General features: G+C 71.0%; 17 protein-coding genes. 12 read left to right on the forward strand and 5 right to left on the reverse strand.

What is annotated here, in order from left to right; genetic code table 11:
• The first annotated feature begins 173 nt into the window (after positions 1-173).
• From uvrC to ACZ4V6_RS17415, 12 genes are all read left to right on the forward strand, one after another.
• On the forward strand, positions 174-2,240 hold the full coding sequence (gene uvrC, locus ACZ4V6_RS17360; RefSeq protein WP_467827879.1) for an excinuclease ABC subunit UvrC: 2,067 nt from the start codon (positions 174-176) through the stop codon (positions 2,238-2,240).
• On the forward strand, positions 2,237-3,253 hold the full coding sequence (gene rapZ, locus ACZ4V6_RS17365) for an RNase adapter RapZ (protein WP_467827881.1): 1,017 nt from the start codon (positions 2,237-2,239) through the stop codon (positions 3,251-3,253). The genes uvrC and rapZ overlap by 4 nt, the downstream gene beginning before the upstream one ends.
• Positions 3,250-4,341 carry a gluconeogenesis factor YvcK family protein gene (locus ACZ4V6_RS17370; RefSeq protein ID WP_467827883.1) on the forward strand — a complete coding sequence of 364 codons (1,092 nt, stop codon included), beginning with the start codon at positions 3,250-3,252 and terminating at the stop codon, positions 4,339-4,341. Before rapZ ends, ACZ4V6_RS17370 begins: the two co-directional genes overlap by 4 nt.
• On the forward strand, positions 4,332-5,321 hold the full coding sequence (whiA, locus tag ACZ4V6_RS17375; protein ID WP_467827885.1) for a DNA-binding protein WhiA: 990 nt from the start codon (positions 4,332-4,334) through the stop codon (positions 5,319-5,321). The genes ACZ4V6_RS17370 and whiA overlap by 10 nt, the downstream gene beginning before the upstream one ends.
• Positions 5,322-5,532: 211 nt before the next feature.
• On the forward strand, positions 5,533-8,487 hold the full coding sequence (locus tag ACZ4V6_RS17380; protein WP_467827887.1) for a M14 family metallopeptidase: 2,955 nt from the start codon (positions 5,533-5,535) through the stop codon (positions 8,485-8,487).
• A gap of 225 nt (positions 8,488-8,712) precedes the next feature.
• Positions 8,713-9,720, forward strand: coding sequence for a type I glyceraldehyde-3-phosphate dehydrogenase (gene gap, locus ACZ4V6_RS17385; protein WP_467827890.1), 1,008 nt, complete (start codon positions 8,713-8,715; stop codon positions 9,718-9,720).
• A 144-nt stretch (positions 9,721-9,864) separates the two neighbouring features.
• Positions 9,865-11,076, forward strand: coding sequence for a phosphoglycerate kinase (locus ACZ4V6_RS17390; protein ID WP_467827893.1), 1,212 nt, complete (start codon positions 9,865-9,867; stop codon positions 11,074-11,076).
• Between the two features lie 5 nt (positions 11,077-11,081).
• Positions 11,082-11,858 carry a triose-phosphate isomerase gene (tpiA, locus tag ACZ4V6_RS17395; RefSeq protein ID WP_467827896.1) on the forward strand — a complete coding sequence of 259 codons (777 nt, stop codon included), beginning with the start codon at positions 11,082-11,084 and terminating at the stop codon, positions 11,856-11,858.
• 113 nt (positions 11,859-11,971) lie between these two features.
• Entirely contained in the window at positions 11,972-12,208 is a 237-nt protein-coding gene (gene secG / locus ACZ4V6_RS17400) for a preprotein translocase subunit SecG (protein WP_361565570.1), read from the forward strand.
• Positions 12,209-12,407: 199 nt separating this feature from the next.
• Positions 12,408-12,743 carry an RNA polymerase-binding protein RbpA gene (locus tag ACZ4V6_RS17405; RefSeq protein WP_003976875.1) on the forward strand — a complete coding sequence of 112 codons (336 nt, stop codon included), beginning with the start codon at positions 12,408-12,410 and terminating at the stop codon, positions 12,741-12,743.
• A gap of 174 nt (positions 12,744-12,917) precedes the next feature.
• Positions 12,918-14,573, forward strand: a complete 1,656-nt coding sequence (pgi, locus tag ACZ4V6_RS17410) for a glucose-6-phosphate isomerase (RefSeq protein ID WP_467827899.1) — start codon at positions 12,918-12,920, stop codon at positions 14,571-14,573.
• Between the two features lie 88 nt (positions 14,574-14,661).
• Positions 14,662-15,645, forward strand: coding sequence for a hypothetical protein (locus tag ACZ4V6_RS17415; RefSeq protein WP_467827902.1), 984 nt, complete (start codon positions 14,662-14,664; stop codon positions 15,643-15,645).
• A 109-nt stretch (positions 15,646-15,754) separates the two neighbouring features.
• Here the strand turns inward: ACZ4V6_RS17415 and pgl are convergent, their stop codons facing one another.
• From pgl to tkt, 5 genes are read right to left on the reverse strand one after another with little or no spacing between them, the layout of a single operon-like run.
• Complete coding sequence (gene pgl / locus ACZ4V6_RS17420) at positions 15,755-16,540, reverse strand: 6-phosphogluconolactonase (protein WP_467827904.1); 786 nt, start codon at positions 16,538-16,540, stop codon at positions 15,755-15,757.
• The gene (opcA, locus tag ACZ4V6_RS17425) at positions 16,537-17,592 is read right to left on the reverse strand and encodes a glucose-6-phosphate dehydrogenase assembly protein OpcA (protein ID WP_467827906.1); all 1,056 of its coding nucleotides are present in this window, start codon (positions 17,590-17,592) and stop codon (positions 16,537-16,539) included. Before opcA ends, pgl begins: the two co-directional genes overlap by 4 nt.
• Positions 17,589-19,112: a glucose-6-phosphate dehydrogenase gene (gene zwf / locus ACZ4V6_RS17430; RefSeq protein ID WP_467827908.1), complete on the reverse strand. Its 1,524-nt coding sequence runs from the start codon at positions 19,110-19,112 to the stop codon at positions 17,589-17,591. Before zwf ends, opcA begins: the two co-directional genes overlap by 4 nt.
• Positions 19,113-19,115: 3 nt before the next feature.
• On the reverse strand, positions 19,116-20,234 hold the full coding sequence (tal, locus tag ACZ4V6_RS17435) for a transaldolase (protein WP_467827911.1): 1,119 nt from the start codon (positions 20,232-20,234) through the stop codon (positions 19,116-19,118).
• Positions 20,235-20,268: 34 nt separating this feature from the next.
• On the reverse strand, positions 20,269-22,356 hold the full coding sequence (gene tkt, locus ACZ4V6_RS17440) for a transketolase (protein ID WP_467827913.1): 2,088 nt from the start codon (positions 22,354-22,356) through the stop codon (positions 20,269-20,271).
• Positions 22,357-22,366 lie beyond the last annotated feature (10 nt).

The raw sequence follows: 22,366 nt of genomic DNA on the forward strand, positions 1-22,366 counted from the left end.
CACCTGGCCGAGAACGCACCGGCCCGCCTCCCCGGGGCACCGAGCGTGACCGGCCGGCCCCGGACGGTCCCCGGACGGCCTCCCACGGGGTTCGGCCGCGGGTCTTCCACAGGGGCCGTGTCCGTCGTCCACAGCCCGCCGGACTGTCGGTCCCCGCCAGTAGGGTGTGAGTCATGGCCGACCCCTCCAGCTACCGCCCCAGGCCGGGAGAGATCCCGGACTCCCCGGGGGTGTACAGGTTCCGTGACGAGCACCGCCGGGTGATCTACGTCGGAAAGGCGAAGAGCCTGCGCCAGCGCCTGGCGAACTACTTCCAGGACCTGGCGAACCTCCACCCCCGCACCCGCAGCATGGTCACCACCGCCGAGTCCGTGGAGTGGACGGTGGTGTCCACGGAGGTCGAGGCCCTGCAGCTGGAGTACTCCTGGATCAAGGAGTACGACCCCCGGTTCAACGTCAAGTACCGCGACGACAAGAGCTACCCCTACCTCGCGGTGACGATGAACGAGCAGTTCCCGCGCGTGCAGGTGATGCGCGGCCACAAGAAGAAGGGCGTGCGCTACTTCGGGCCGTACACGCACGCATGGGCGATCCGCGACACAGTCGACCTCCTGCTGCGCGTCTTCCCGGTGCGCACCTGCTCGGCCGGTGTCTTCAAGAACGCCGCCCGCACCGGCCGCCCCTGCCTGCTCGGCTACATCGGCAAGTGCTCCGCGCCGTGCGTCGAGCGGATCTCCGCCGAGGACCACCGGGAGCTCGCGGAGGAGTTCTGCGACTTCATGGCCGGCCGCACGGGCACGTATCTGCGCCGCCTGGAGAAGCAGATGGCCGAGGCGGCACAGGACATGGAGTACGAGCGGGCGGCCCGTCTGAGGGACGACATCGGGGCCCTGAAGAAGGCCATGGAGAAGAGCGCGGTCGTCCTCGCCGACGCGACCGACGCCGACCTGATCGCCGTCGCCGAGGACGAGCTGGAGGCGGCCGTCCAGATCTTCCACGTCCGCGGCGGGCGCGTGCGCGGACAGCGCGGCTGGGTCACCGACAAGGTGGAGGACATCACCACCGGCGCCCTCGTCGAGCACGCCCTCCAGCAGCTCTACGGCGAGGAGAAGGGCGACGCCGTCCCCAAGGAGGTCCTGGTCCCGGCCCTGCCCGACCCCGTCGAGCCGGTGCAGCAGTGGCTCACCGACCGCCGCGGCTCGGGCGTGTCGCTGCGCATCCCGCAGCGCGGCGACAAGAAGGCGCTCATGGAGACCGTCCGGCGCAACGCCCAGCAGGCGCTCGTGCTGCACAAGACCAAGCGCGCCTCCGACCTGACCACGCGCTCGCGCGCCCTGGAGGAGATCGCCGAGGCCCTCGGTCTGGACAGCGCCCCGCTCCGGATCGAGTGCTACGACATCTCCCACCTCCAGGGCGACGACGTGGTGGCCTCCATGGTCGTCTTCGAGGACGGACTGGCCCGCAAGAGCGAATACCGCCGCTTCCAGATCAAGGGGTTCAGCGGTCAGGACGACGTCCGTTCCATGCACGAGGTCATCACCCGCCGCTTCCGGCGCTACCTCGCCGAGAAGGAGCGGACCGGCGAGTGGACGGACGCGGACGGCGGCGAGGAGCTTCCCGACGGCGAGGCCCTCAAGGACGAGGAAGGCCGCCCCAAGCGCTTCGCCTACCCGCCCCAGCTCGTCGTCGTCGACGGCGGACAGCCGCAGGTCGCGGCGGCCCGGCGGGCCCTGGACGAGCTGGGCATCGACGACATCGCCGTGTGCGGCCTCGCCAAGCGGCTGGAGGAGGTCTGGCTGCCCCGCGAGGACGATCCGGTCGTGCTGCCGCGCACCAGCGAGGGCCTGTACCTGCTCCAGCGGGTCCGCGACGAGGCCCACCGTTTCGCGATCACCTATCAGCGCGTCAAGCGCGCCAAGCGCTTCCGGTCCAGCCCCCTGGACGACGTGCCCGGCCTGGGGGAGACCCGCAAGCAGGCGCTGATCAAGCACTTCGGTTCGGTGAAGAAGCTCCGGTCGGCGACGATCGACCAGATCTGCGAGGTGCCCGGCATAGGCCGCAAGACGGCCGAGACGGTCGCCGTGGCCCTCGCCCGGGCGACCCCGGCCGCGCCCGCCGTGAACACGGCGACCGGAGAGATCATGGATGACGAGGACGGGGCACCCGGGACGACGGAGGATGCCCCGGGGGAGCCCGTGCCCGCGGGCACCCCGGATGAAAGACGGGGGCAGGAGAGATGACCGAGCACGACGCACAGCCCGCAACGGGACGAGAACAGACCCACGCCACGGCCGGAGAGGGAGCGGGCCCGCAGACGGCCCGTCCCGACGGACGCCAGGACAACGGAGCACAGGTGAGTACGGCCAAGGAAACAGCCGGGGCGCAAGAGGCGGCCATCCCCGAGCTGGTGATCATCTCCGGCATGTCCGGGGCCGGCCGCTCGACGGCCGCCAAGTGCCTGGAGGACCTGGGCTGGTTCGTCGTCGACAACCTGCCGCCGGCGCTGATCCCCACCATGGTGGAGCTGGGCGCCCGCTCGCAGGGCAACGTGGCGCGGATCGCGGTCGTCGTGGACGTCCGCGGCCGGCGCTTCTTCGACAACCTGCGCGAGTCCCTCGCCGACCTCGACGCCCGGGGCGTCACCCGGCGGATCGTCTTCCTGGAGTCCTCCGAGGAGGCGCTGGTGCGCCGCTTCGAGTCGGTGCGCCGCCCGCACCCCCTCCAGGGCGACGGCCGCATCGTCGACGGCATCGCCGCCGAGCGGGAACTGCTGCGCGAGCTGCGCGGCGACGCCGACCTGGTGATCGACACCTCCAGCCTCAACGTGCACGAGCTGCGCGCCAAGATGGACGCCCAGTTCGCCGGCGAGGAGGAGCCCGAGCTGCGGGCCACCGTCATGTCCTTCGGCTTCAAGTACGGCCTGCCGGTCGACGCCGACCTGGTCGTGGACATGCGCTTCCTGCCCAACCCGCACTGGGTCCCGGAGCTGCGCCCGTTCACCGGCCTGAACGAGGAGGTGTCGTCGTACGTCCTCAACCAGCCCGGGGCCAAGGAGTTCCTCGACCGCTACGCCGAGCTGCTCCAGCTGATCGCCGCGGGCTACCGTCGTGAGGGCAAGCGCTATGTGACCGTCGCCGTCGGCTGCACCGGCGGCAAGCACCGGTCCGTGGCCATGTCGGAGAAGCTCGCCGCCCGGCTCGCCGCCGAGGGCGTGGAGACGGTGGTCGTCCACCGGGACATGGGACGGGAATGACACGACGTACTCCGCGGCTGAGCAGGCTGCGCCGGGTGGTGCCCGAGGGGCGCGGCGGCAGACCCGCCGACGCCCGCGCCGCCCGGCCCGAGCAGGGGCGCGGCGGCAGGCCGCGCCGCCGGGGCACCCAGCCCAAGGTCGTCGCCCTCGGCGGCGGCATGGGCCTGTCCGCCTCGCTCGCCGCACTGCGCCGGATCACCGGCGACCTCACCGCCGTCGTCACCGTGGCCGACGACGGCGGCTCCAGCGGGCGGCTCCGCGACGAGCTGGGCGTCCTGCCGCCCGGCGACCTGCGCAAGGCGCTGGCCGCGCTGTGCGGGGACGACGACTGGGGCCAGACCTGGGCCCGCGTCATCCAGCACCGCTTCCAGTCCCAGGGCGACCTGCACGAACACGCGGTCGGCAATCTGCTGATCGTCGCCCTGTGGGAGCAGCTCGGCGACCACGTCCAGGCCCTCGACCTGGTCGGCAAGCTGCTCGGCGCGCACGGGCGCGTGCTGCCCATGTCCGCCGTCCCGCTGGAGCTCCAGGCCCTGGTCAAGGGCCACGACCCGGACCGGCCGGAGGACGTCGACACCGTACGGGGACAGGCCACCGTCGCCCTGACCCCCGGTGAGGTGCAGTCCGTGCACCTGGTGCCGAACGACCCGCCCGCCGTCCCCGAGGCGGTCGATGCCGTCCTGGACGCGGACTGGGTGGTGCTCGGCCCCGGCTCCTGGTTCTCCTCGGTCATCCCGCACCTGCTCGTGCCCGACCTGCTGGACGCGCTGGTCGAGACGAAGGCGCGCCGGGTGCTCTCCTTGAACCTCGCCCCGCAGCCCGGAGAAACCGAGGGCTTCTCCCCGCAGCGTCATTTGGAGGTTTTGGGACGACACGCCCCTAAACTCGCCCTGGACGTGGTGCTGGCCGACGAGGCCGCCGTGCCCGACCGTGACTCGCTCACCGAGGCCGCGAAACGGTTCGGCGCCGCGGTCGAACTGGCTCCGGTCGCCCGGACCGACGGGACCCCGAGGCACGACCCGGAGCTGCTGGCCGCCGCGTACGACCGTATTTTTCGGATGCATGGAAGGATCGGCCCATGGCGATGACGGCAGCGGTGAAGGACGAGATCTCCCGGCTCCCCGTCACCCGGACCTGCTGCAGGAAGGCGGAGGTCTCCGCCGTTCTGCGGTTCGCCGGCGGCCTTCACCTGGTGAGCGGGCGCATCGTGATCGAGGCGGAGCTGGACACCGCGATGGCGGCCCGCCGGCTCAAGCGGGACGTCCTGGAGATCTTCGGGCACAGTTCCGAGCTGATCGTGATGGCGCCGGGCGGGCTGCGCCGCGGCTCGCGTTACGTCGTACGGGTGGTCGCCGGCGGTGACCAGCTGGCCCGGCAGACCGGCCTGGTGGACGGCCGGGGCCGGCCGATCCGCGGCCTGCCGCCGCAGGTGGTCTCGGGGGCCACCTGCGACGCCGAGGCCGCCTGGCGCGGGGCGTTCCTCGCGCACGGCTCGCTCACCGAGCCCGGCCGTTCCTCCTCCCTGGAGGTGACCTGCCCGGGTCCCGAGGCCGCCCTCGCCCTGGTCGGCGCCGCCCGCCGGCTGTCGATCGCCGCCAAGGCCCGTGAGGTGCGCGGCGTGGACCGGGTCGTCGTCCGCGACGGCGACGCGATCGGCGCCCTGCTCACCCGGCTGGGCGCCCACGAGTCGGTGCTGGCCTGGGAGGAGCGGCGGATGCGCCGCGAGGTGCGGGCCACCGCCAACCGCCTCGCCAACTTCGACGACGCCAACCTGCGCCGTTCGGCCCGCGCGGCCGTCGCCGCCGGCGCCCGGGTCCAGCGGGCCCTGGAGATCCTCGCCGACGACGTGCCCGAGCACCTCGCCGCCGCCGGCCGGCTGCGCATGGAGCACAAGCAGGCCTCCCTGGAGGAGCTGGGGGCCCTCGCCGACCCCCCGCTGACCAAGGACGCCGTCGCCGGCCGCATCCGCCGCCTGCTGGCCATGGCCGACAAGCGGGCCTCGGACCTCGGCATCCCGGGCACGGAGGCCAACCTCGGCGAGGAGCTCGCCGACAACCTCGTCGGCTGACGGGAGCCGGTGCGCCGGCCCCGTACCGCACCGGCCGCCCGCACACGTACGGGACCTTCCGCACACGGCCCGTCAAACAGCCGGTGCCGGCGCCCACTTGGGTGACCGGCACCGGCTTCCGCGTGTCCTTGCCGCGCTCTTGACTCGATCATGAGGTGTCATGAGCCTGGCATCTGTTCGCTGCTGTGGCGGACCCACGCTAGGGGGGTTCATGAGACGAAGAGCGAGATCGATCCTCGCCGTCGGCGCACTCCTGATCGGCGGAGTGAGCTTCGCACCCATCGCCCAGGCACGACCCGCGGATCCGGGAACCCCGGACGCGGACGAAGTGAAGGTCTTCCGCGCCGACGTCACCCGGGAGCAGGTGCCCCTGCTGCTGGCCGCCGGGCAGGACGGCCACGAACTCGGCGAGCAGGTTCCCGACAAGGGAACGGCCGCCGTCGAGGTCTACCTCACCGACCGGCAGGCGAAGGCGCTGGAGAAGAAGGGCGTCGGCCTCACCGAGCACACCCTCTCCACCCGGGCCGCGCAACGCGTCGAGGGCGCGGCCGACGGCGTCTTCCGGCCGTACAGCGGCAGCGGCGGCCTCCGGGAGGAGATCCTCCGCACCGCCCGGCAGAACCCCGGCCTCACCAAGGTCGTCTCCATCGGCAGGACGGTCAGGGGCCAGGACATCCTGGCGCTCAAGCTCACCAAGAACGCGAAGAAGTCGAAGGACGGCTCCAAGCCCTCCGTCCTCTACATGTCCAACCAGCACGCGCGCGAGTGGATCACCCCGGAGATGACCCGGCGGCTGATGCACCACTACCTGGACAACTACGGCAAGGACCGGCGGATCAGGAACGTCGTCGACTCCACCGAACTGTGGTTCGTCCTGTCGGCCAACCCCGACGGCTACGATTACACCTTCCAGGACCCCGCCAACCGCCTGTGGCGCAAGAACCTGCGCGACGTCAACGGCGACGGCGTCATCAGCACCGGCGACGGCGTCGACCTCAACCGCAACTTCGCCTACAAGTGGGGCTACGACGACGAGGGCTCGTCCCCCAACCCCACCAGCGAGACCTACCGGGGCGCGAGCCCGGGCTCGGAGCCCGAGACCAAGGCGCTGGACGCCTTCCAGAAACGCATCGGCTTCACCTACGGCATCAACTACCACTCCGCCGCCGAACTCCTCCTCTACGGCGTCGGCTGGCAGGTGGCCACGAACACCCCGGACGACGTCCTCTACAAGGCGCTCGCGGGCACGCCGGACAACTCCGCGATCCCCGGCTACCACCCGCAGGTCTCCTCGGAGCTGTACACCACCAACGGCGAGGCGGACGGCCACGCGGCCAACGTCAACGGCATGGCGATGTTCACCCCGGAGATGTCGACCTGTCAGACGGCCTCCGACGTGGACCCCGACGACCAGTGGAACGCGCGGGACTGCCGGTCGGGCTTCAACTTCCCCGACGACGAGAAACTGATCCAGCAGGAGTTCGCCAAGAACGTCCCCTTCGCGCTCTCCGTCGCCGAGTCCGCCGCCCACCCCGACCGGCCGTCCTCCGCGGTCGGCCTGGACGCCGCCGACTTCACCCCGGCCCCCTTCGCCACGTCGTACTCGCGCGGCGCCGACCAGGAGGTCTCGGTCGTCGTCCGCAAGGCGGTGCGCGACAAGGAGCTGAAGTACCGCGTCAACGGCGGCCGCGTCCACGACATGGCGCTCAGGCCGTGGCAGGGCGGCGAGACGTACGGCGGTGACGACAACCTCTACTTCGACGAGTACCGGGCCGAGGTCAAGGACGGCGTCCCGGGCGACAAGGTCGAGGTCTGGTTCACCGGCGAGACGCGTCAGGGCAAGAAGGTCTCCAGCGAGCACTTCACGTACACGATCGCCGAGCGGCCCCGCGCGGACGTGCTCGTCGTCGCCGAGGAGGGCGCGAAGGCCACGCAGACCCGGACGTACGTGGACGCGCTCGAGGCGGCCGGCGAGCGGGCGGCCGTCTGGGACGTCGCCACCCAGGGCGCTCCCGACGCGCTCGGCGTCCTCGGCCACTTCGGCACCGTCGTCCACTACACCGGCGCGGCGGTCCCGGGCAACGCCACCCAGCTCCAGCTGCGGGCCTTCCTCAACGAGGGCGGCCGGCTGATCGAGGCGGGCGAGCGGGCCGGCGGCAGCGTCGACCTCGGCGACGGCACCCCGTCCGACGACTTCAGCCAGTACTACCTGGGCGCCTACACCCGCACGTCGACCTCCGGAGCCACCGGATTCACCGGCACCGGCAAGCTCGCCGGAACCGCCGGCGCGCTCGGCGGAGCCCCCGGCAACCCGCTGGACACCGCCGGGACCTACAGCGTGACCTCGGACGAGCTGGACCCCGCGGCCCACCCGCAGTTCGCGAGCGCGGGCGCCGGCAGGTTCGCCGGCACGGTGAACCCGTACGGGCCCTACGCGGGAGACTGGATGGTCGCCGCCGTCCACACCGACGACGCCTACAAGCGCCTCACCCGCACCGTCGACCTCACCGGTGTCACCGCCGCCGACCGGCCCACGCTGCGCACCCAGCTGCTGTGGGACACCGAGCGCGGCTACGACCACGCCCTGGTCGAGGCCCACGTCACCGGCGCCGACGACTGGACCACGCTGCCCGAGAACGGCGGCGCCACCGGCACCGCCGTGCCCGCCGAGTGCGCGGCCGGCTTCTACATCGCCGACCACCCCTGGCTGGAGCACTACCTGACCCAGACCGACGAGGGCTGCACCGCGGCCGGCACGACCGGGCGGTGGAACAGCCTCACCGGCTCCTCCGGCGGCTGGAAGCAGGTCGAGTTCGACCTGAGCGCCTACGCCGGGAAGTCCGTCGAGCTGTCCCTCGCCTACGTCACCGACCCCGGCAGCGGCGGACGCGGCGTCCTCGCCGACGAGGCCTCGCTGGTCGTCGGCTCCACGGCGACCGGGACCGAGGGCTTCGAGACCTCGCTCGGCGCCTGGCGGGTCTCCGGGCCGCCCGCGGGCAGCCCCGCCGTCCTGAAGGACTGGACCCGCACCGGCACCCTGTTCCAGACGTACGGCGCCGTCACCACCGACGACACCGTGCTGCTGGGCTTCGGTCTGGAACACCTCACCGCGCCGGCCGACCGGGCCGCGCTCGTCCGGCAGGCGCTGCGTGCCCTGGACGAGTGACGACGCGGTACCTGGGAACTGACAGGTGTAGCGAAATCGGGTGATCGGTCCCCGGGGCCCGGGCGGTCCGTACCCTTACTGGCGGGTACGGACCGTCGTGCCGGGTATGGGACGTCTCGATGTCACCCCGGCCGCCTCGGAGAGGTAGGGTCGGAGGTGGTCGGGGACATCCCAAATACAGCTCGCCGGCACATCGGGCCGGCGTACCAACGAGGAGATCGGTTCGTGACGATCCGCGTAGGCATCAACGGCTTTGGCCGCATCGGTCGTAACTACTTCCGCGCGCTGCTGGAGCAGGGTGCAGACATCGAGATCGTGGCTGTCAACGACCTGGGTGACACCGCGACCACCGCCCACCTGCTGAAGTACGACACCATCCTCGGGCGCCTCCCGTACGAGGTCTCGCACACCGAGGACACCATCACCGTCGGCGACAAGACCATCAAGGTCCTCGCCGAGCGCAACCCCGCCGACATCCCGTGGGGCGAGCTGGGCGTCGACATCGTCATCGAGTCGACCGGCATCTTCACGAAGAAGGCCGACGCCGAGAAGCACCTCGCGGGCGGCGCGAAGAAGGTCCTCATCTCGGCCCCGGCCAAGGACGAGGACGTCACCATCGTGATGGGCGTCAACCAGGACAAGTACGACCCGGCGCAGCACCACGTCATCTCCAACGCCTCCTGCACCACCAACTGCGTGGCGCCGATGGCCAAGGTCCTCGACGAGAACTTCGGCATCGTCAAGGGCCTGATGACGACGGTCCACGCGTACACGAACGACCAGCGCATCCTGGACTTCCCGCACAAGGACCTGCGCCGCGCCCGCGCCGCCGCGGAGAACATCATCCCGACCACCACGGGCGCCGCCAAGGCCACCGCGCTGGTCCTCCCGCAGCTCAAGGGCAAGCTGGACGGCATCGCGATGCGCGTCCCGGTCCCCACCGGCTCGGTCACCGACCTGGTCCTCGAGCTCTCCCGCGAGGTCACCAAGGAAGAGATCAACGCCGCCTTCCAGAAGGCCGCCGAGGGCGAGCTGAAGGGCATCATCGAGTACACCGAGGACCCGATCGTCTCCTCGGACATCGTCAACGCCCCGGCGTCCTGCACCTTCGACTCGTCCCTGACCATGGTCCAGGACGGCAAGAACGTGAAGGTCATCGGCTGGTACGACAACGAGTGGGGCTACTCCAACCGCCTCGTCGACCTCACGGTCTTCGTCGGCAACCAGCTCTGATCGACTCAGACCCCAAGCGGCACCTCGAATGCGGTAGCAGGGCTCGGGCAGCGCAAGGTCGCGCTGCCCGGGCCCTGCGTCGCGTCCGCAGCGACCAGCCCTCGTAGGATCACGAGCGAGCACGAGAACCCAGGAGCCCTCTGCATGAAGACGATCGACGAACTGCTCTCCGAAGGCGTCGCGGGCAAGCGCGTCTTCGTCCGCGCCGACCTCAACGTGCCGCTGGACGGCACCACCATCACCGACGACGGCCGCATCCGCGCCGTGCTGCCCACCGTCAAGGCCCTGGCCGACGCCGGCGCGCGCGTGATCGTCGCCTCGCACCTGGGCCGCCCCAAGGGCGCCCCGGACCCGGCCTTCTCCCTGGCCCCGGCCGCCGCCCGTCTCGGTGAACTGCTCGGCGCCGACGTCGCCTTCGCCGAGGACACGGTCGGCCCCTCCGCCGAGTCCACGGTGGCCGGCCTCGCCGACGGCCAGGTGGCCGTCATCGAGAACCTGCGCTTCAACGCCGGGGAGACCAGCAAGGACGACTCCGAGCGCGCCGCCTTCGCCGGCAAGCTGGCCGGTCTCGCGGACGTGTACGTCGGCGACGGCTTCGGCGCCGTGCACCGCAAGCACGCCTCGGTCTTCGACCTGCCCAAGCGGCTGCCGCACTACGCCGGCCACCTCATCGCCACCGAGGTCGGCGTCCTGAAGAAGCTCACCGACGACGTCCGGCGCCCCTACGTGGTCGCGCTCGGCGGTGCCAAGGTCTCCGACAAGCTCGCCGTCATCGACCAGCTGCTCGGCAAGGCCGACCGGCTCCTCATCGGCGGCGGCATGGCGTACACCTTCCTCAAGGCCAAGGGCCACGAGGTCGGCATCTCGCTCCTCCAGGAGGACCAGATCCCGGCCGTCAAGGAGTACATCGAGCGCGCGGAGAAGAACGGCGTCGAGCTGCTCCTCCCCGTCGACGTACTGGTCTCGCCGGAGTTCCCGGACCTGAAGACGAAGGCTCCGGCCAACCCCACCACCGTCGCCGCGGACGCCATCCCGGCCGACCAGGAGGGTCTGGACATCGGTCCCGAGACCCGCAAGCTCTACGCCTCGAAGCTCGCCGACGCGGCCACCGTCTTCTGGAACGGTCCCATGGGCGTCTTCGAGCACCCCGACTACGCCGAGGGCACCAAGGCGGTCGCCCAGGCCCTCGTCGACGCCCCGGGCTTCACCGTGGTCGGCGGCGGCGACTCCGCCGCGGCCGTGCGTACGCTCGGCTTCGACGAGAAGGCATTCGGCCACATCTCTACCGGCGGCGGCGCCTCCCTCGAATACCTCGAGGGCAAGACGCTCCCCGGCCTCGCCGCACTGGAGGACTGACCCCGATGACCACCCGCACGCCGCTGATGGCGGGCAACTGGAAGATGAACCTCAACCACCTCGAGGCCATCGCCCACGTCCAGAAGCTCGCCTTCGCCCTCGCGGACAAGGACTACGACGCCGTCGAGGTCGCCGTCCTGGTTCCCTTCACCGACCTGCGCTCGGTGCAGACCCTGGTCGAGCACGACAAGCTCAAGATCAAGTACGGCGCCCAGGACGTCTCCGCCCACGACGGCGGCGCCTACACCGGCGAGATCTCCGGCCCGATGCTGGCCAAGCTGCGCTGCACCTACGTCGCCATCGGCCACTCCGAGCGCCGGCAGTACCACGCGGAGTCGGACGAGCTGGTGAACGCCAAGGTCAAGGCCGCCTACAAGCACGGCCTGACCCCGATCCTGTGCGTCGGCGAGGAGCTGGACGTCCGTGAGGCGGGCGACCACGTCGCCCACACCCTCGCCCAGGTCGAGGGCGGCCTGAAGGACCTCACCGCCGAGCAGGCCGAGACGATCGTGATCGCCTACGAGCCGGTGTGGGCCATCGGCACCGGCAAGGTCTGCGGCGCCGAGGACGCCCAGGAGGTCTGCGCGGCGATCCGCGGCAAGATCGCCGAGCTGTACTCCCAGGAGCTGGCCGACAAGGTCCGCATCCAGTACGGCGGCTCGGTCAAGTCCGGCAACGTCGCCGAGATCATGGCGCAGCCCGACATCGACGGTGCCCTGGTCGGCGGCGCCTCGCTGGACGCCGACGAGTTCGTCAAGATCGTGCGCTTCCGCGACCAGTAGGCAGGCCGGTGAGTAGGCGGTAGCGGCGATACGTCGTACCCTTGCGGGGGCATGGTGGCCTGTGGCCTCCGTGCCCCCGTCGTCCGTCAGAATCCGAGGAAGTTGGTCCAGCCGTGGTTTTGGGGTTCTCGATCGCCCTGATCGTCTTCAGCCTGCTGCTGATGCTGCTGGTGCTGATGCACAAGGGAAAGGGCGGCGGCCTCTCCGACATGTTCGGTGGCGGCATGCAGTCGTCCGTCGGCGGCTCCTCGGTCGCCGAGCGCAACCTCGACCGGATCACCGTGGTGGTCGGTCTGCTGTGGTTCGCGTGCATCATCGTGCTCGGCCTGCTGATGAAGGCGAACAACTGACCCGGCACGCACTGCGTACGTAAGGCCCCATGTCCGGTACGCGCCCCGTGGCGCGGCCTATCATGGGGCTTGCGTCTGTGTGCGGGAGCTTGTAACTCCAACCACTGGACGCGCGTTGGGCCTTACGTAGACTGAGGCGCTCGCAGCGAAGCGAAACGCCGACTCGCTTTGCGGCACCATCACGCAGGGAGTTACGACCGTGGCAAGTGGCAACGCGATCCGGGGAAGCCGGGTCGGGGCGGGGCCGATGGGCGAGGCCGAGCGCGGCGAGTCCGCGCCGCGTCTGCGCATCTCCTTCTGGTGCTCCAACGGACACGAGACGCAGCCGAGCTTCGCGAGCGACGCACAGGTTCCCGAGACCTGGGACTGCCCGCGCTGCGGCTTCCCCGCCGGACAGGACCGGGACAACCCGCCGGACCCGCCGCGCACCGAGCCCTACAAGACGCACCTGGCGTACGTGCGCGAACGCCGCAGCGACGCGGACGGCGAGGCGATCCTCGCCGAGGCGCTCGCCAAGCTGCGGGGCGAGATCTAGCACAGCGGTACGGCGGTCCGTCGTCGTCCGCCTCCCGTCCCCTTTCCGTCCTCTGCCCCTTCGGCCTTCCGCCTCTCCGGCTTTCCGTCTCCTTCGGCCGTCCTCACCGCTGATCAATTAGGTTGGAAACAGCCGGGGCAGCTGGGACACCAAGGAAGAAGGCTGAAGTCCGACATGAACGCAGACGGCCGTACCAGGCTCGACCGGACACCCGAATGGACCGCACTGGCGGCGCACCGCGAGGAACTCGGCGAGGTGCGGCTGCGCGAGCTGTTCGCCGCCGATCCCGGGCGCGGCACCGGATACGTCGTGCGCGTCGGTGACCTGCGCATCGACTACTCCAAGCACCTGGTCACCGACGAGACGCTGGGCCTGCTGCGGGAACTGGCGGCCGCGACCGACGTGTTCGGGCTGCGTGACGCCATGTTCCGCGGCGAGCGCATCAACATCACCGAGGACCGCGCCGTGCTGCACACCGCGCTGCGCGCCCCGCGGGAGGCGGTGATCGAGGTCGACGGCGAGAACGTCGTCCCCAAGGTCCACGCCGTGCTGGACAAGATGGCCGGCTTCGCGGACCGGGTCCGCTCCGGCGAGTGGACCGGTCACACCGGCAGGCGCATCCGCAACGTCGTCAACATCGGCATCGGCGGCTCCGACCTCGGCCCGGCGATGGCCTACGAGGCGCTGCGCGCCTTCACCGACCGCTCGCTCACCGTCCGGTTCGTCTCCAACGTCGACGGCTCCGACCTGCACGAGGCGGTCCGGGACCTGGACCCGGCCGAGACGCTGTTCATCGTGGCGTCCAAGACGTTCACCACCATCGAGACCATCACCAACGCCACCTCGGCGCGCTCCTGGCTGCTGGCGGGGCTGGGCGGCGACGAGAAGGCGGTCGCGCAGCACTTCGTCGCGCTGTCGACCAACGCCGAGAAGGTTGCCGGCTTCGGCATCGACACGGCCAACATGTTCGAGTTCTGGGACTGGGTCGGCGGACGCTACTCCTACGACTCCGCCATCGGCCTGTCCCTGATGATCGCCATCGGCCCGGACCGCTTCCGGGAGATGCTCGACGGCTTCCGCATCGTCGACGAGCACTTCCGCAACGCCGAGGCCGAGCACAACGCCCCGCTGATCCTGGGTCTGCTGGGCATCTGGTACGGCAACTTCCACGGCGCCCAGTCGCACGCGGTCCTGCCCTACAGCCACTACCTGTCGAAGTTCACCGCCTACCTCCAGCAGCTCGACATGGAGTCCAACGGCAAGTCGACGGACCGCGAGGGCCGCCCGGTGGACTGGCAGACCGGACCGGTGGTGTGGGGCACGCCCGGCACCAACGGACAGCACGCCTACTACCAGCTCATCCACCAGGGCACCGAGCTGATCCCGGCGGACTTCATCGGCTTCGCCCGGCCCGTGGCCGAACTGAGCGACGAACTGAAGGCCCAGCACGACCTGCTGATGGCCAACTTCTTCGCCCAGACCCAGGCCCTCGCCTTCGGCAAGAGCGCCGAAGAGGTCCGGGCGGAGGGCGTACCGGAGGAACTGGTCCCGCACAAGACGTTCCGCGGCGACCACCCGACGACCACGATCCTCGCCCGCGAGCTGACCCCTTCGGTGCTCGGCCAGCTGATCGCGCTGTACGAGCACAAGGTGTTCGTGCAGGGCGCGGTGTGGAACATCGACTCCTTCGACCAGTGGGGCGTCGAACTCGGCAAGGTCCTCGCCAAGCGCGTCGAACCGGCCCTGACCGAGGGCGCCGACGTGCCCGGTCTCGACCCCTCCACGAAGGCGCTGGTCGGGGCCTACCGGGAGCTGCGCGGCCGGCGGTGAGTCCGGCGCGGGCGGGCGGGCGGCGGCACCCCGCCCGTCTGCCGTAGAATCCCCGGCGATCATCACGGCGAGTGCTCGGGGGAGCAAGGTGGCACGCACGCACGGAAGTTGGACAGGCGGCAGGCTGACGGCCCGGTCCCTCCTCAACCCCAAGCAGGCGGCGACCGCCGTGTTCCACCCCGCGTGGATCCCGCCCTCGGTCGATCCCTCGATCGAGCAGCTCAAACGCCTCCGGGTCATCGCGGGCGCGGTCGCCTCGCTCGGCGTCTACACCCTGTTCGAGGGCGGCTTCAGCGTCACCCAGCTGCTGGAGAACACGCTGACGGCCTCCGTCGTCCTGCTGTTCATCACCCCGCTGGCGGTCGGTGCGATGCTCTTCGTCTGGCGGCGCACCGGCACCGTCGGCCAGTTGCGGGGGCCGCTGTTCAACGCGCTCAAGCTGCTGCTGCTGTTCGTGGGCTGTGTCGCCGCCCTGGCGGTACTCGTCACCACGATCAACACCTCGGCCAACCCGATGGTGATCATCTTCGGCGGCATGACGATGCTGTGGATGATCGGATTCGTGGTCTGGGGGGCCATCCGGGTCTCCGGGAACTTCTTCGGCACCGCCGCCGTCCACCGCTGCCTCCCGGCGCTGCTGGCCACCGTGACGAGCTGGCTGATGGCCGTCCCGGACCTGGTCACCGGCGACCTGCACGGGCTCAGCCTCACCCTGGGCATCGTCTTCATCCTGGGCGCGCCCGTGACGGTCACCGCGATCGCGCTGCTGGAGACGGGCCGGCTGAGGCGGCGCTACGGCATCCGGCTGAAGGCCCACCCGGCGACCCTCCCGCCGATCCCCGGACATCTCCCGCCGACCGGACCGCCGCACGTGCCGCCGCAGGGCAATCCTTTCGCCCCTCCGTATCCGCCCGCGGGAGCCGGCCACCCGTACGCCCCCGGACCGCGGAACCCGTACGTGCCGCCGCAGCCGCCGTACGCACCACCGCCGCAACCGCCGTACGCGCCGCACCCGAACGGCTACGGAAACCCCTACGGCAACCCCTACTCCCCGGGGCCGAACGGATCCTGACGGACCGTCCGCAGGCGACGGGACACGACAGCACCTCCCGGCGGCCGCGCAAGGAGAACGCCGGGCCCCCATCGGTGGGGACCCGGCGTTCCGGTGCGCGGGGGAGCGGTTACGCCGAGGCCGGCGGGTACATCGTCCGCGGCAGCCGGGAGGCCGCCGCCGCGTCCAGCAGCCACAGGGTGCGGGCGCGGCCCCGCGCCCCGGCCGCCGGAGCCTGGATCTCGCCGGCGCCCGACAGGGCCATCGCCACGGCGTTCGCCTTGTCCTCGCCCGCGGCGAGCAGCCACACCTCACGGGCCGTGCGGATCGCGGGCAGGGTCAGGGACACGCGGGTGGGCGGCGGCTTCGGGGAGCCGTGGACGCCGATCACCGTGCGCTCCGTCTCCCGCACCCCCGGATGCTCCGGGAACAGCGAGGCCACGTGCGTGTCCGGGCCGACACCGAGCAGCAGGACGTCGAAGGACGGCACCGCCGCGTGGTTCTCCGGCACGGCCGCCTTCGCCAGCTCCCCGGCGTACGCCGCCGCGGCGGCCTCCACGTCGGTTCCGTACGGGCCGTCCGAGGCCGGCATCGCGTGCACCCGCTCCGGGTCCAGCGGCACCGCGTCCAGCAGGGCCTCGCGGGCCTGCGTGACGTTGCGCTCCGGGTCGCCCTCCGGCAGGAAGCGCTCGTCGCCCCACCACAGGTCGAGGCGGGACCAGTCGACCGCGTCGCGGGCCGGGGACGCCGCCAGCGCGGCCAGCAGGCCGTTGCCGTTGCGGCCGCCGGTCAGCACCACGGACGCAGAGCCGCGGGAGGACTGGGCGTCCACGATCTTCGTGATCAGCCGGGCCGCCGCGGCCTCGGCCATCAGCTCCTTGTCCCGGTGCACCACCAGCTGGGGTGTGCCGCTCACTTCGCCGCCGCCTTCCGCACCGGTGCCTTCTTCCGCGCCGCGTCCTTCGCGGGCGCCTTCGCGGCCGTCTCGACGGGAGCGGGGACCGCGACGGGCCCTTCGTCCGTCTCCGCCTCGGCCGCGGCCGGCGCGTCGAGCCGGTCCACCCCGAAGCGCAGCGCGGAGGCGTACGTGTCGTCCGGGTCGAGGCGCCGCAGCTCCTCCGCGATCAGCTCGGCCGTCTCGCGCCGCTTGAGCGCCACCGCGCGGGCCGGTTGCCCCGGGATCGACAACGTCGCGAGCGAGCCGTCCGCCCGGTCCAGGACGACCGGACCGCAGTCGGTGTCCATGCGGACCGCGGTCAGACCCGGTCCGCTCGACGTGGTGCGCCGCACCGGAACGTGCAGCCGGTCCGCGAGCCACATCGCCAGCAGCTCGCAGCTCGGGTTGTCCGCCTCGCCCTCCACCTCGACGCCCTGCACCCGGCAGTCGACCTGGTCCAGGGCCGCCGCGAGCATCGACCGCCACGGGGTGATGCGGGTCCAGGACAGGTCGGTGTCGCCCGGCCGGTAGGCGTCGGCGCGGGCCGCCAGCTCCCGCACCGGCTCCTCGCAGGCGTAGGTGTCGGTGACCCGGCGCTGGGCCAGCGCGCCCAGGGGGTCCCCGGCCGGGTCCAGCGGCGCGTTCACCGGCCACCACACCACGACCGGCGCGTCCGGCAGCAGCAGCGGCAGGACGACCGACTGGGCCTGGTCGACGACGTCGCCGTACAGCCGCAGCACCACCGTCTCGCCGGTGCCCGCGTCGGCGCCGAGGCGGACCTCGGCGTCCAGCCGGGACCGGGTGCGGTCCCGGGGCGAACGCGAGACGCGCTTGATGACGACGAGCGTGCGCGAGGGGTGCTCGTGCGCGGCGTCGCTCGCGGCCTTCAGCGCGTCGTAGGCGTTCTCCTCGTCGGTGACGATGACCAGGGTGAGCACCATGCCGACGGCCGGCGTGCCGATCGCCCGGCGGCCCAGCACCAACGCCTTGTTGATCTTGCTGGACGTGGTGTCCGTGAGGTCTGTCTTCATGGCCGGCGCCAGCTCCGTCCGTCTCGCTCGAGCATCTCGTCCGCCTCGACGGGCCCCCACGTACCGGACGGGTACTGCGCGGGCGTGCCGTGCTCGTCCCAGTACTCCTCGATCGGGTCGAGGATCTTCCAGGACAGCTCGACCTCCTCGGTGCGCGGGAAGAGGTTGGCGTCGCCGAGCAGCACGTCCAGGATCAGCCGCTCGTACGCCTCCGGGCTGGACTCGGTGAAGGACTCGCCGTAGGCGAAGTCCATGGACACGTCCCGGATCTCCATCGACGTGCCCGGCACCTTGGAACCGAAGCGGACGGTGACGCCCTCGTCGGGCTGGACGCGGATGACGATCGCGTTCTGGCCCAGTTCCTCGGTGGCCGTGGTGTCGAAGGGGGAGTGCGGCGCCCGCTGGAAGACCACCGCGATCTCGGTGACCCGGCGGCCCAGGCGTTTGCCGGTGCGCAGGTAGAAGGGGACGCCCGCCCAGCGGCGGTTGTCGATCCCGACCTTGATCGCGGCGTAGGTGTCGGTCTTCGACTTCGGGTCGATGCCCTCTTCCTCCAGGTAGCCGACGGCCTTCGCGCCGCCCTGCCACCCGGCCGCGTACTGGCCGCGCACCGTGTCCCGCCCCAGGTCCTTCGGCAGCCGGACCGCGCCGAGCACCTTGGTCTTCTCCGCCGCCAGCGCGTCCGCGTCGAAGGAGGCGGGCTCCTCCATCGCGGTCAGGGCGAGCAGCTGGAGCAGGTGGTTCTGGATGACGTCGCGGGCGGCGCCGATGCCGTCGTAGTAGCCGGCCCGGCCGCCGATGCCGATGTCCTCGGCCATGGTGATCTGCACGTGGTCCACGTAGGACCGGTTCCAGATCGGCTCGAACATCGTGTTGGCGAAACGCAGCGCCAGGATGTTCTGGACGGTCTCCTTGCCCAGGTAGTGGTCGATGCGGAAGACCTGGTCCGGGGCGAAGACCTCGTGGACGATGGCGTTGAGCTCCTCGGCCGACTTGAGGTCGTGGCCGAACGGCTTCTCGATGACCGCGCGCCGCCAGGAGCCGCCCGTCTGGTCGGCGAGGCCGTGCTTCTTCAGCTGCTGGATGACCACCGGGAAGGACTTCGGCGGCACCGACAGGTAGAAGGCGAAGTTGCCGCCCGTGCCCTGCGCCTTGTCCAGCTCCTCGATGGTGGCGCGCAGCCGCTCGAAGGCCTCGTCGTCGTCGAAGGTGCCCTGGACGAAGCGCATCCCCTGGATGAGCTGCTGCCAGACCTCCTCGCGGAACGGGGTGCGGGAGTGCTCCTTGACGGCGTCGTGCACGACCTGGGCGAAGTCCTCGTGCTCCCAGTCGCGGCGGGCGAACCCGACGAGCGAGAAGCCCGGCGGCAGCAGACCCCGGTTGGCGAGGTCGTACACGGCGGGCATGAGCTTCTTGCGGGACAGATCACCGGTGACGCCGAAAATGACCAGACCCGACGGCCCCGCGATACGCGGGAGCCGTCGGTCTGCGGGGTCACGCAGCGGGTTGCTGCTCGACAATTCTTAGCCCTCCGAGGGAGCGAGGCGCTTGAGCTCTGCCTCCGTCGACTTCAGCAGGTCGTTCCAGGCGTCCTCGAACTTCTCGACGCCCTCCTTCTCCAGGAGCTGGACCACCTCGTCGTAGGAGATCCCGAGCTTCTCGACCGCGTCGAGGTCGGCGCGGGCCTGCTCGTAGGTGCCGGCGACGGTGTCGCCGGTGATCTCGCCGTGGTCCTCGGTGGCGAACAGCGTCGCCTCCGGCATGGTGTTCACCGTGTTGGGCGCGACCAGGTCGGTGACGTACATGGTGTCGGCGTACGCCTTGTCCTTCACGCCGGTCGACGCCCACAGCGGACGCTGCTTGTTGGCGCCGGCCTTCTCCAGGGCGTTCCAGCGGTCGGAGGAGAAGACCTCCTCGTACGCCTGGTAGGCCAGACGGGCGTTGGCGACGGCGGCCTTGCCGCGCAGCGCCTTGGCCTCGTCGGTGCCCAGCGCGTCGATCCGCTTGTCGATCTCGGTGTCCACGCGGGACACGAAGAAGGACGCCACGGAGTGGATCTGCGACAGGTCCAGGCCGCGCTCCTTGGCCTTCTCCAGGCCGGTCAGGAAGGCGTCCATGACCTTGCGGTAGCGCTCCAGCGAGAAGATCAGCGTGACGTTGACGCTGATGCCCAGGCCGATGGTCTCGGCGATCGCCGGGATGCCCGCCTCGGTCGCCGGGATCTTGATCAGCGTGTTGGGCCGGTCCACCAGCCAGGCGAGCTGCTTGGCCTCGGCGACCGTCGCCCGGGTGTTGTGCGCGAGGCGCGGGTCGACCTCGATGGAGACCCGGCCGTCCTTGCCCCCGGTGTTGTCGAAGACCGGGCGCAGGATGTCGGCGGCGTCGCGGACGTCCGCCGTGGTGATCATGCGGATGGCCTCTTCGACGGTGACCTCGCGGGCGGCGAGGTCGGTGAGCTGCGTGTCGTAGCCGTCGCCCTGCGAGATCGCCTTCTGGAAGATCGACGGGTTGGTGGTGACGCCCACGACGTGCTGCTGGTCGATCAGCTCGGCGAGGTTGCCGGACGTGATCCGCTTGCGCGACAGGTCGTCCAGCCAGATCGCGACGCCTTCATCGGAGAGGCGCTTGAGTGCGTCTGTCATGGAAAATGCATCTCCTACGTGTCGTATACGAGCGTCAGCGCTGGGCTGCGGCGATCGATTCCCTCGCCTTGGCGGCCACGTTCTCGGCAGTGAAGCCGAACTCCTGGAAGAGCAGCTTGCCGTCGGCCGAAGCACCGAAGTGCTCCAGGGAAACGATGCGGCCGGCGTCCCCGACGTACTTGTGCCAGGTGAGACCGATCCCGGCCTCGACCGCGACACGGGCCCTCACGGACGGGGGCAGGACGCTGTCCCGGTACCCCTGGTCCTGCTGCTCGAACCACTCGACGGACGGCATCGACACCACGCGGGTCGGCACACCGTCGGCCTGGAGCGCCTCACGGGCCTCCACCGCCACGTGCACCTCGGAGCCGGTGGCGATCAGGATGACCTCGGGTTCGCCGCCGTCGGCCTCGAACAGGACGTAGCCGCCCTTGGCCGCGTCGTCGTTGGCCTCGTACGTCGGCACGCCCTGGCGGGTGAGCGCCAGACCGTGCGGCTGGCCCTTGCCGAACTCCTTCGTCCAGCGGCGCAGGATCTCGCGCCAGGCGATGGCGGTCTCGTTGGCGTCGGCCGGGCGGACCAGGTTCAGGCCGGGGATGGCGCGCAGCGAGGCCAGGTGCTCGACCGGCTGGTGGGTCGGGCCGTCCTCGCCCAGGCCGATGGAGTCGTGCGTCCACACGTAGGTCACCGGCAGGTGCATCAGCGCGGACAGGCGCACGGCGTTGCGCATGTAGTCGGAGAACACCAGGAAGGTGCCGCCGTAGATGCGGGTGTTGCCGTGCAGGGCGATGCCGTTCATCTCCGCGGCCATCGCGTGCTCGCGGATGCCGAAGTGGACGGTGCGGCCGTAGGGGTCCGCCTCGGGCAGCGGGTTGCCCGCCGGGAGGAAGGACGACGTCTTGTCGATCGTGGTGTTGTTCGAGCCGGCGAGGTCGGCCGAGCCGCCCCACAGCTCGGGGATCACCGCGCCGAGCGCCTGGAGGACCTTGCCGGAGGCGGCGCGCGTGGCGACGCCCTTGCCGGTCTCGAAGACCGGGATCTTCTCCTCCCAGCCCTGGGGGAGCTCGCCCTTGGCGATCCGGTCGTACTCGGCGGCGCGCTCGGGGTTGTTGTCCCGCCACTGCTGGTAGGACTTCTCCCACACGGCGCGGGCGGCCTCGCCGCGATCCAGGGCCTTGCGGGTGTGCGCGATGACCTCGTCGGAGACCTCGAAGGTCTTCTCCGGGTCGAAGCCCAGGACGCGCTTGGTGGCCGCGACCTCCTCGTCGCCGAGGGCCGAGCCGTGCGCCGCCTCGGTGTTCTGCGCATTCGGCGCGGGCCAGGCGATGATCGAGCGCATCGCGATGAAGGACGGCCGGTCGGTGACCTGCTTCGCCGCCTCGATCGCCTCGAAGAGCGCGTGCGGGTCCAGGTCGCCGTCCGCCTTCGGCTCCACGCGCTGCACGTGCCAGCCGTAGGCCTCGTAGCGCAGAGCGGTGTCCTCGGAGACGGCGGTCTCGGTGTCGCCCTCGATCGAGATGTGGTTGTCGTCCCACAGCAGGATCAGGTTGCCGAGCTTCTGGTGGCCCGCCAGGGAGGAGGCCTCGGCGGAGATGCCCTCCTGGAGGCAGCCGTCACCGGCGATGCAGTAGACGAAGTGGTCGAACGGGGACTCGCCCTCGGGAGCCTCCGGGTCGAACAGGCCGCGCTCGTAGCGGGCGGCCATCGCCATGCCCACCGCGTTGGCGACGCCCTGGCCCAGCGGGCCGGTCGTCGTCTCCACGCCCGTGGTGTGGCCGTACTCCGGGTGACCCGGGGTCTTGGAGCCCCACGTCCGGAAGGACTTCAGGTCGTCCAGCTCCAGGCCGAAGCCGGCCAGGTACAGCTGGGTGTAGAGGGTCAGGGACGAGTGGCCGGCGGACAGCACGAAACGGTCGCGTCCGACCCAGTTCGCGTCGGCCGGGTCGTGCCGCATCACCTTCTGGAAGAGGGTGTAGGCGGCGGGCGCCAGGCTCATCGCCGTACCCGGATGGCCGTTGCCAACCTTCTGTACGGCATCGGCGGCCAGGACACGGGCGGTGTCCACGGCCCGCTGGTCCAGCTCGGTCCACTCGAGGTCTGTGGTGGTCGGCTTGGTGCTCACCCTGAGTCAG

It is taken from the genome of Streptomyces sp. NPDC029152 (genome assembly GCF_055564355.1).

Coding starts and splice junctions, on each gene's coding strand:
- uvrC (WP_467827879.1), top strand. CDS start 174: ATGGCCGACCCCTCCAGCTACCGCCCCAGGCCGGGAGAGATCCCGGAC.
- pgi (WP_467827899.1), top strand. CDS start 12,918: ATGAACGCAGACGGCCGTACCAGGCTCGACCGGACACCCGAATGGACC.
- ACZ4V6_RS17390 (WP_467827893.1), top strand. CDS start 9,865: ATGAAGACGATCGACGAACTGCTCTCCGAAGGCGTCGCGGGCAAGCGC.
- tal (WP_467827911.1), bottom strand. CDS start 20,234: ATGACAGACGCACTCAAGCGCCTCTCCGATGAAGGCGTCGCGATCTGG.
- ACZ4V6_RS17380 (WP_467827887.1), top strand. CDS start 5,533: ATGAGACGAAGAGCGAGATCGATCCTCGCCGTCGGCGCACTCCTGATC.
- opcA (WP_467827906.1), bottom strand. CDS start 17,592: ATGAAGACAGACCTCACGGACACCACGTCCAGCAAGATCAACAAGGCG.
- rapZ (WP_467827881.1), top strand. CDS start 2,237: ATGACCGAGCACGACGCACAGCCCGCAACGGGACGAGAACAGACCCAC.
- whiA (WP_467827885.1), top strand. CDS start 4,332: ATGGCGATGACGGCAGCGGTGAAGGACGAGATCTCCCGGCTCCCCGTC.
- tpiA (WP_467827896.1), top strand. CDS start 11,082: ATGACCACCCGCACGCCGCTGATGGCGGGCAACTGGAAGATGAACCTC.
- ACZ4V6_RS17370 (WP_467827883.1), top strand. CDS start 3,250: ATGACACGACGTACTCCGCGGCTGAGCAGGCTGCGCCGGGTGGTGCCC.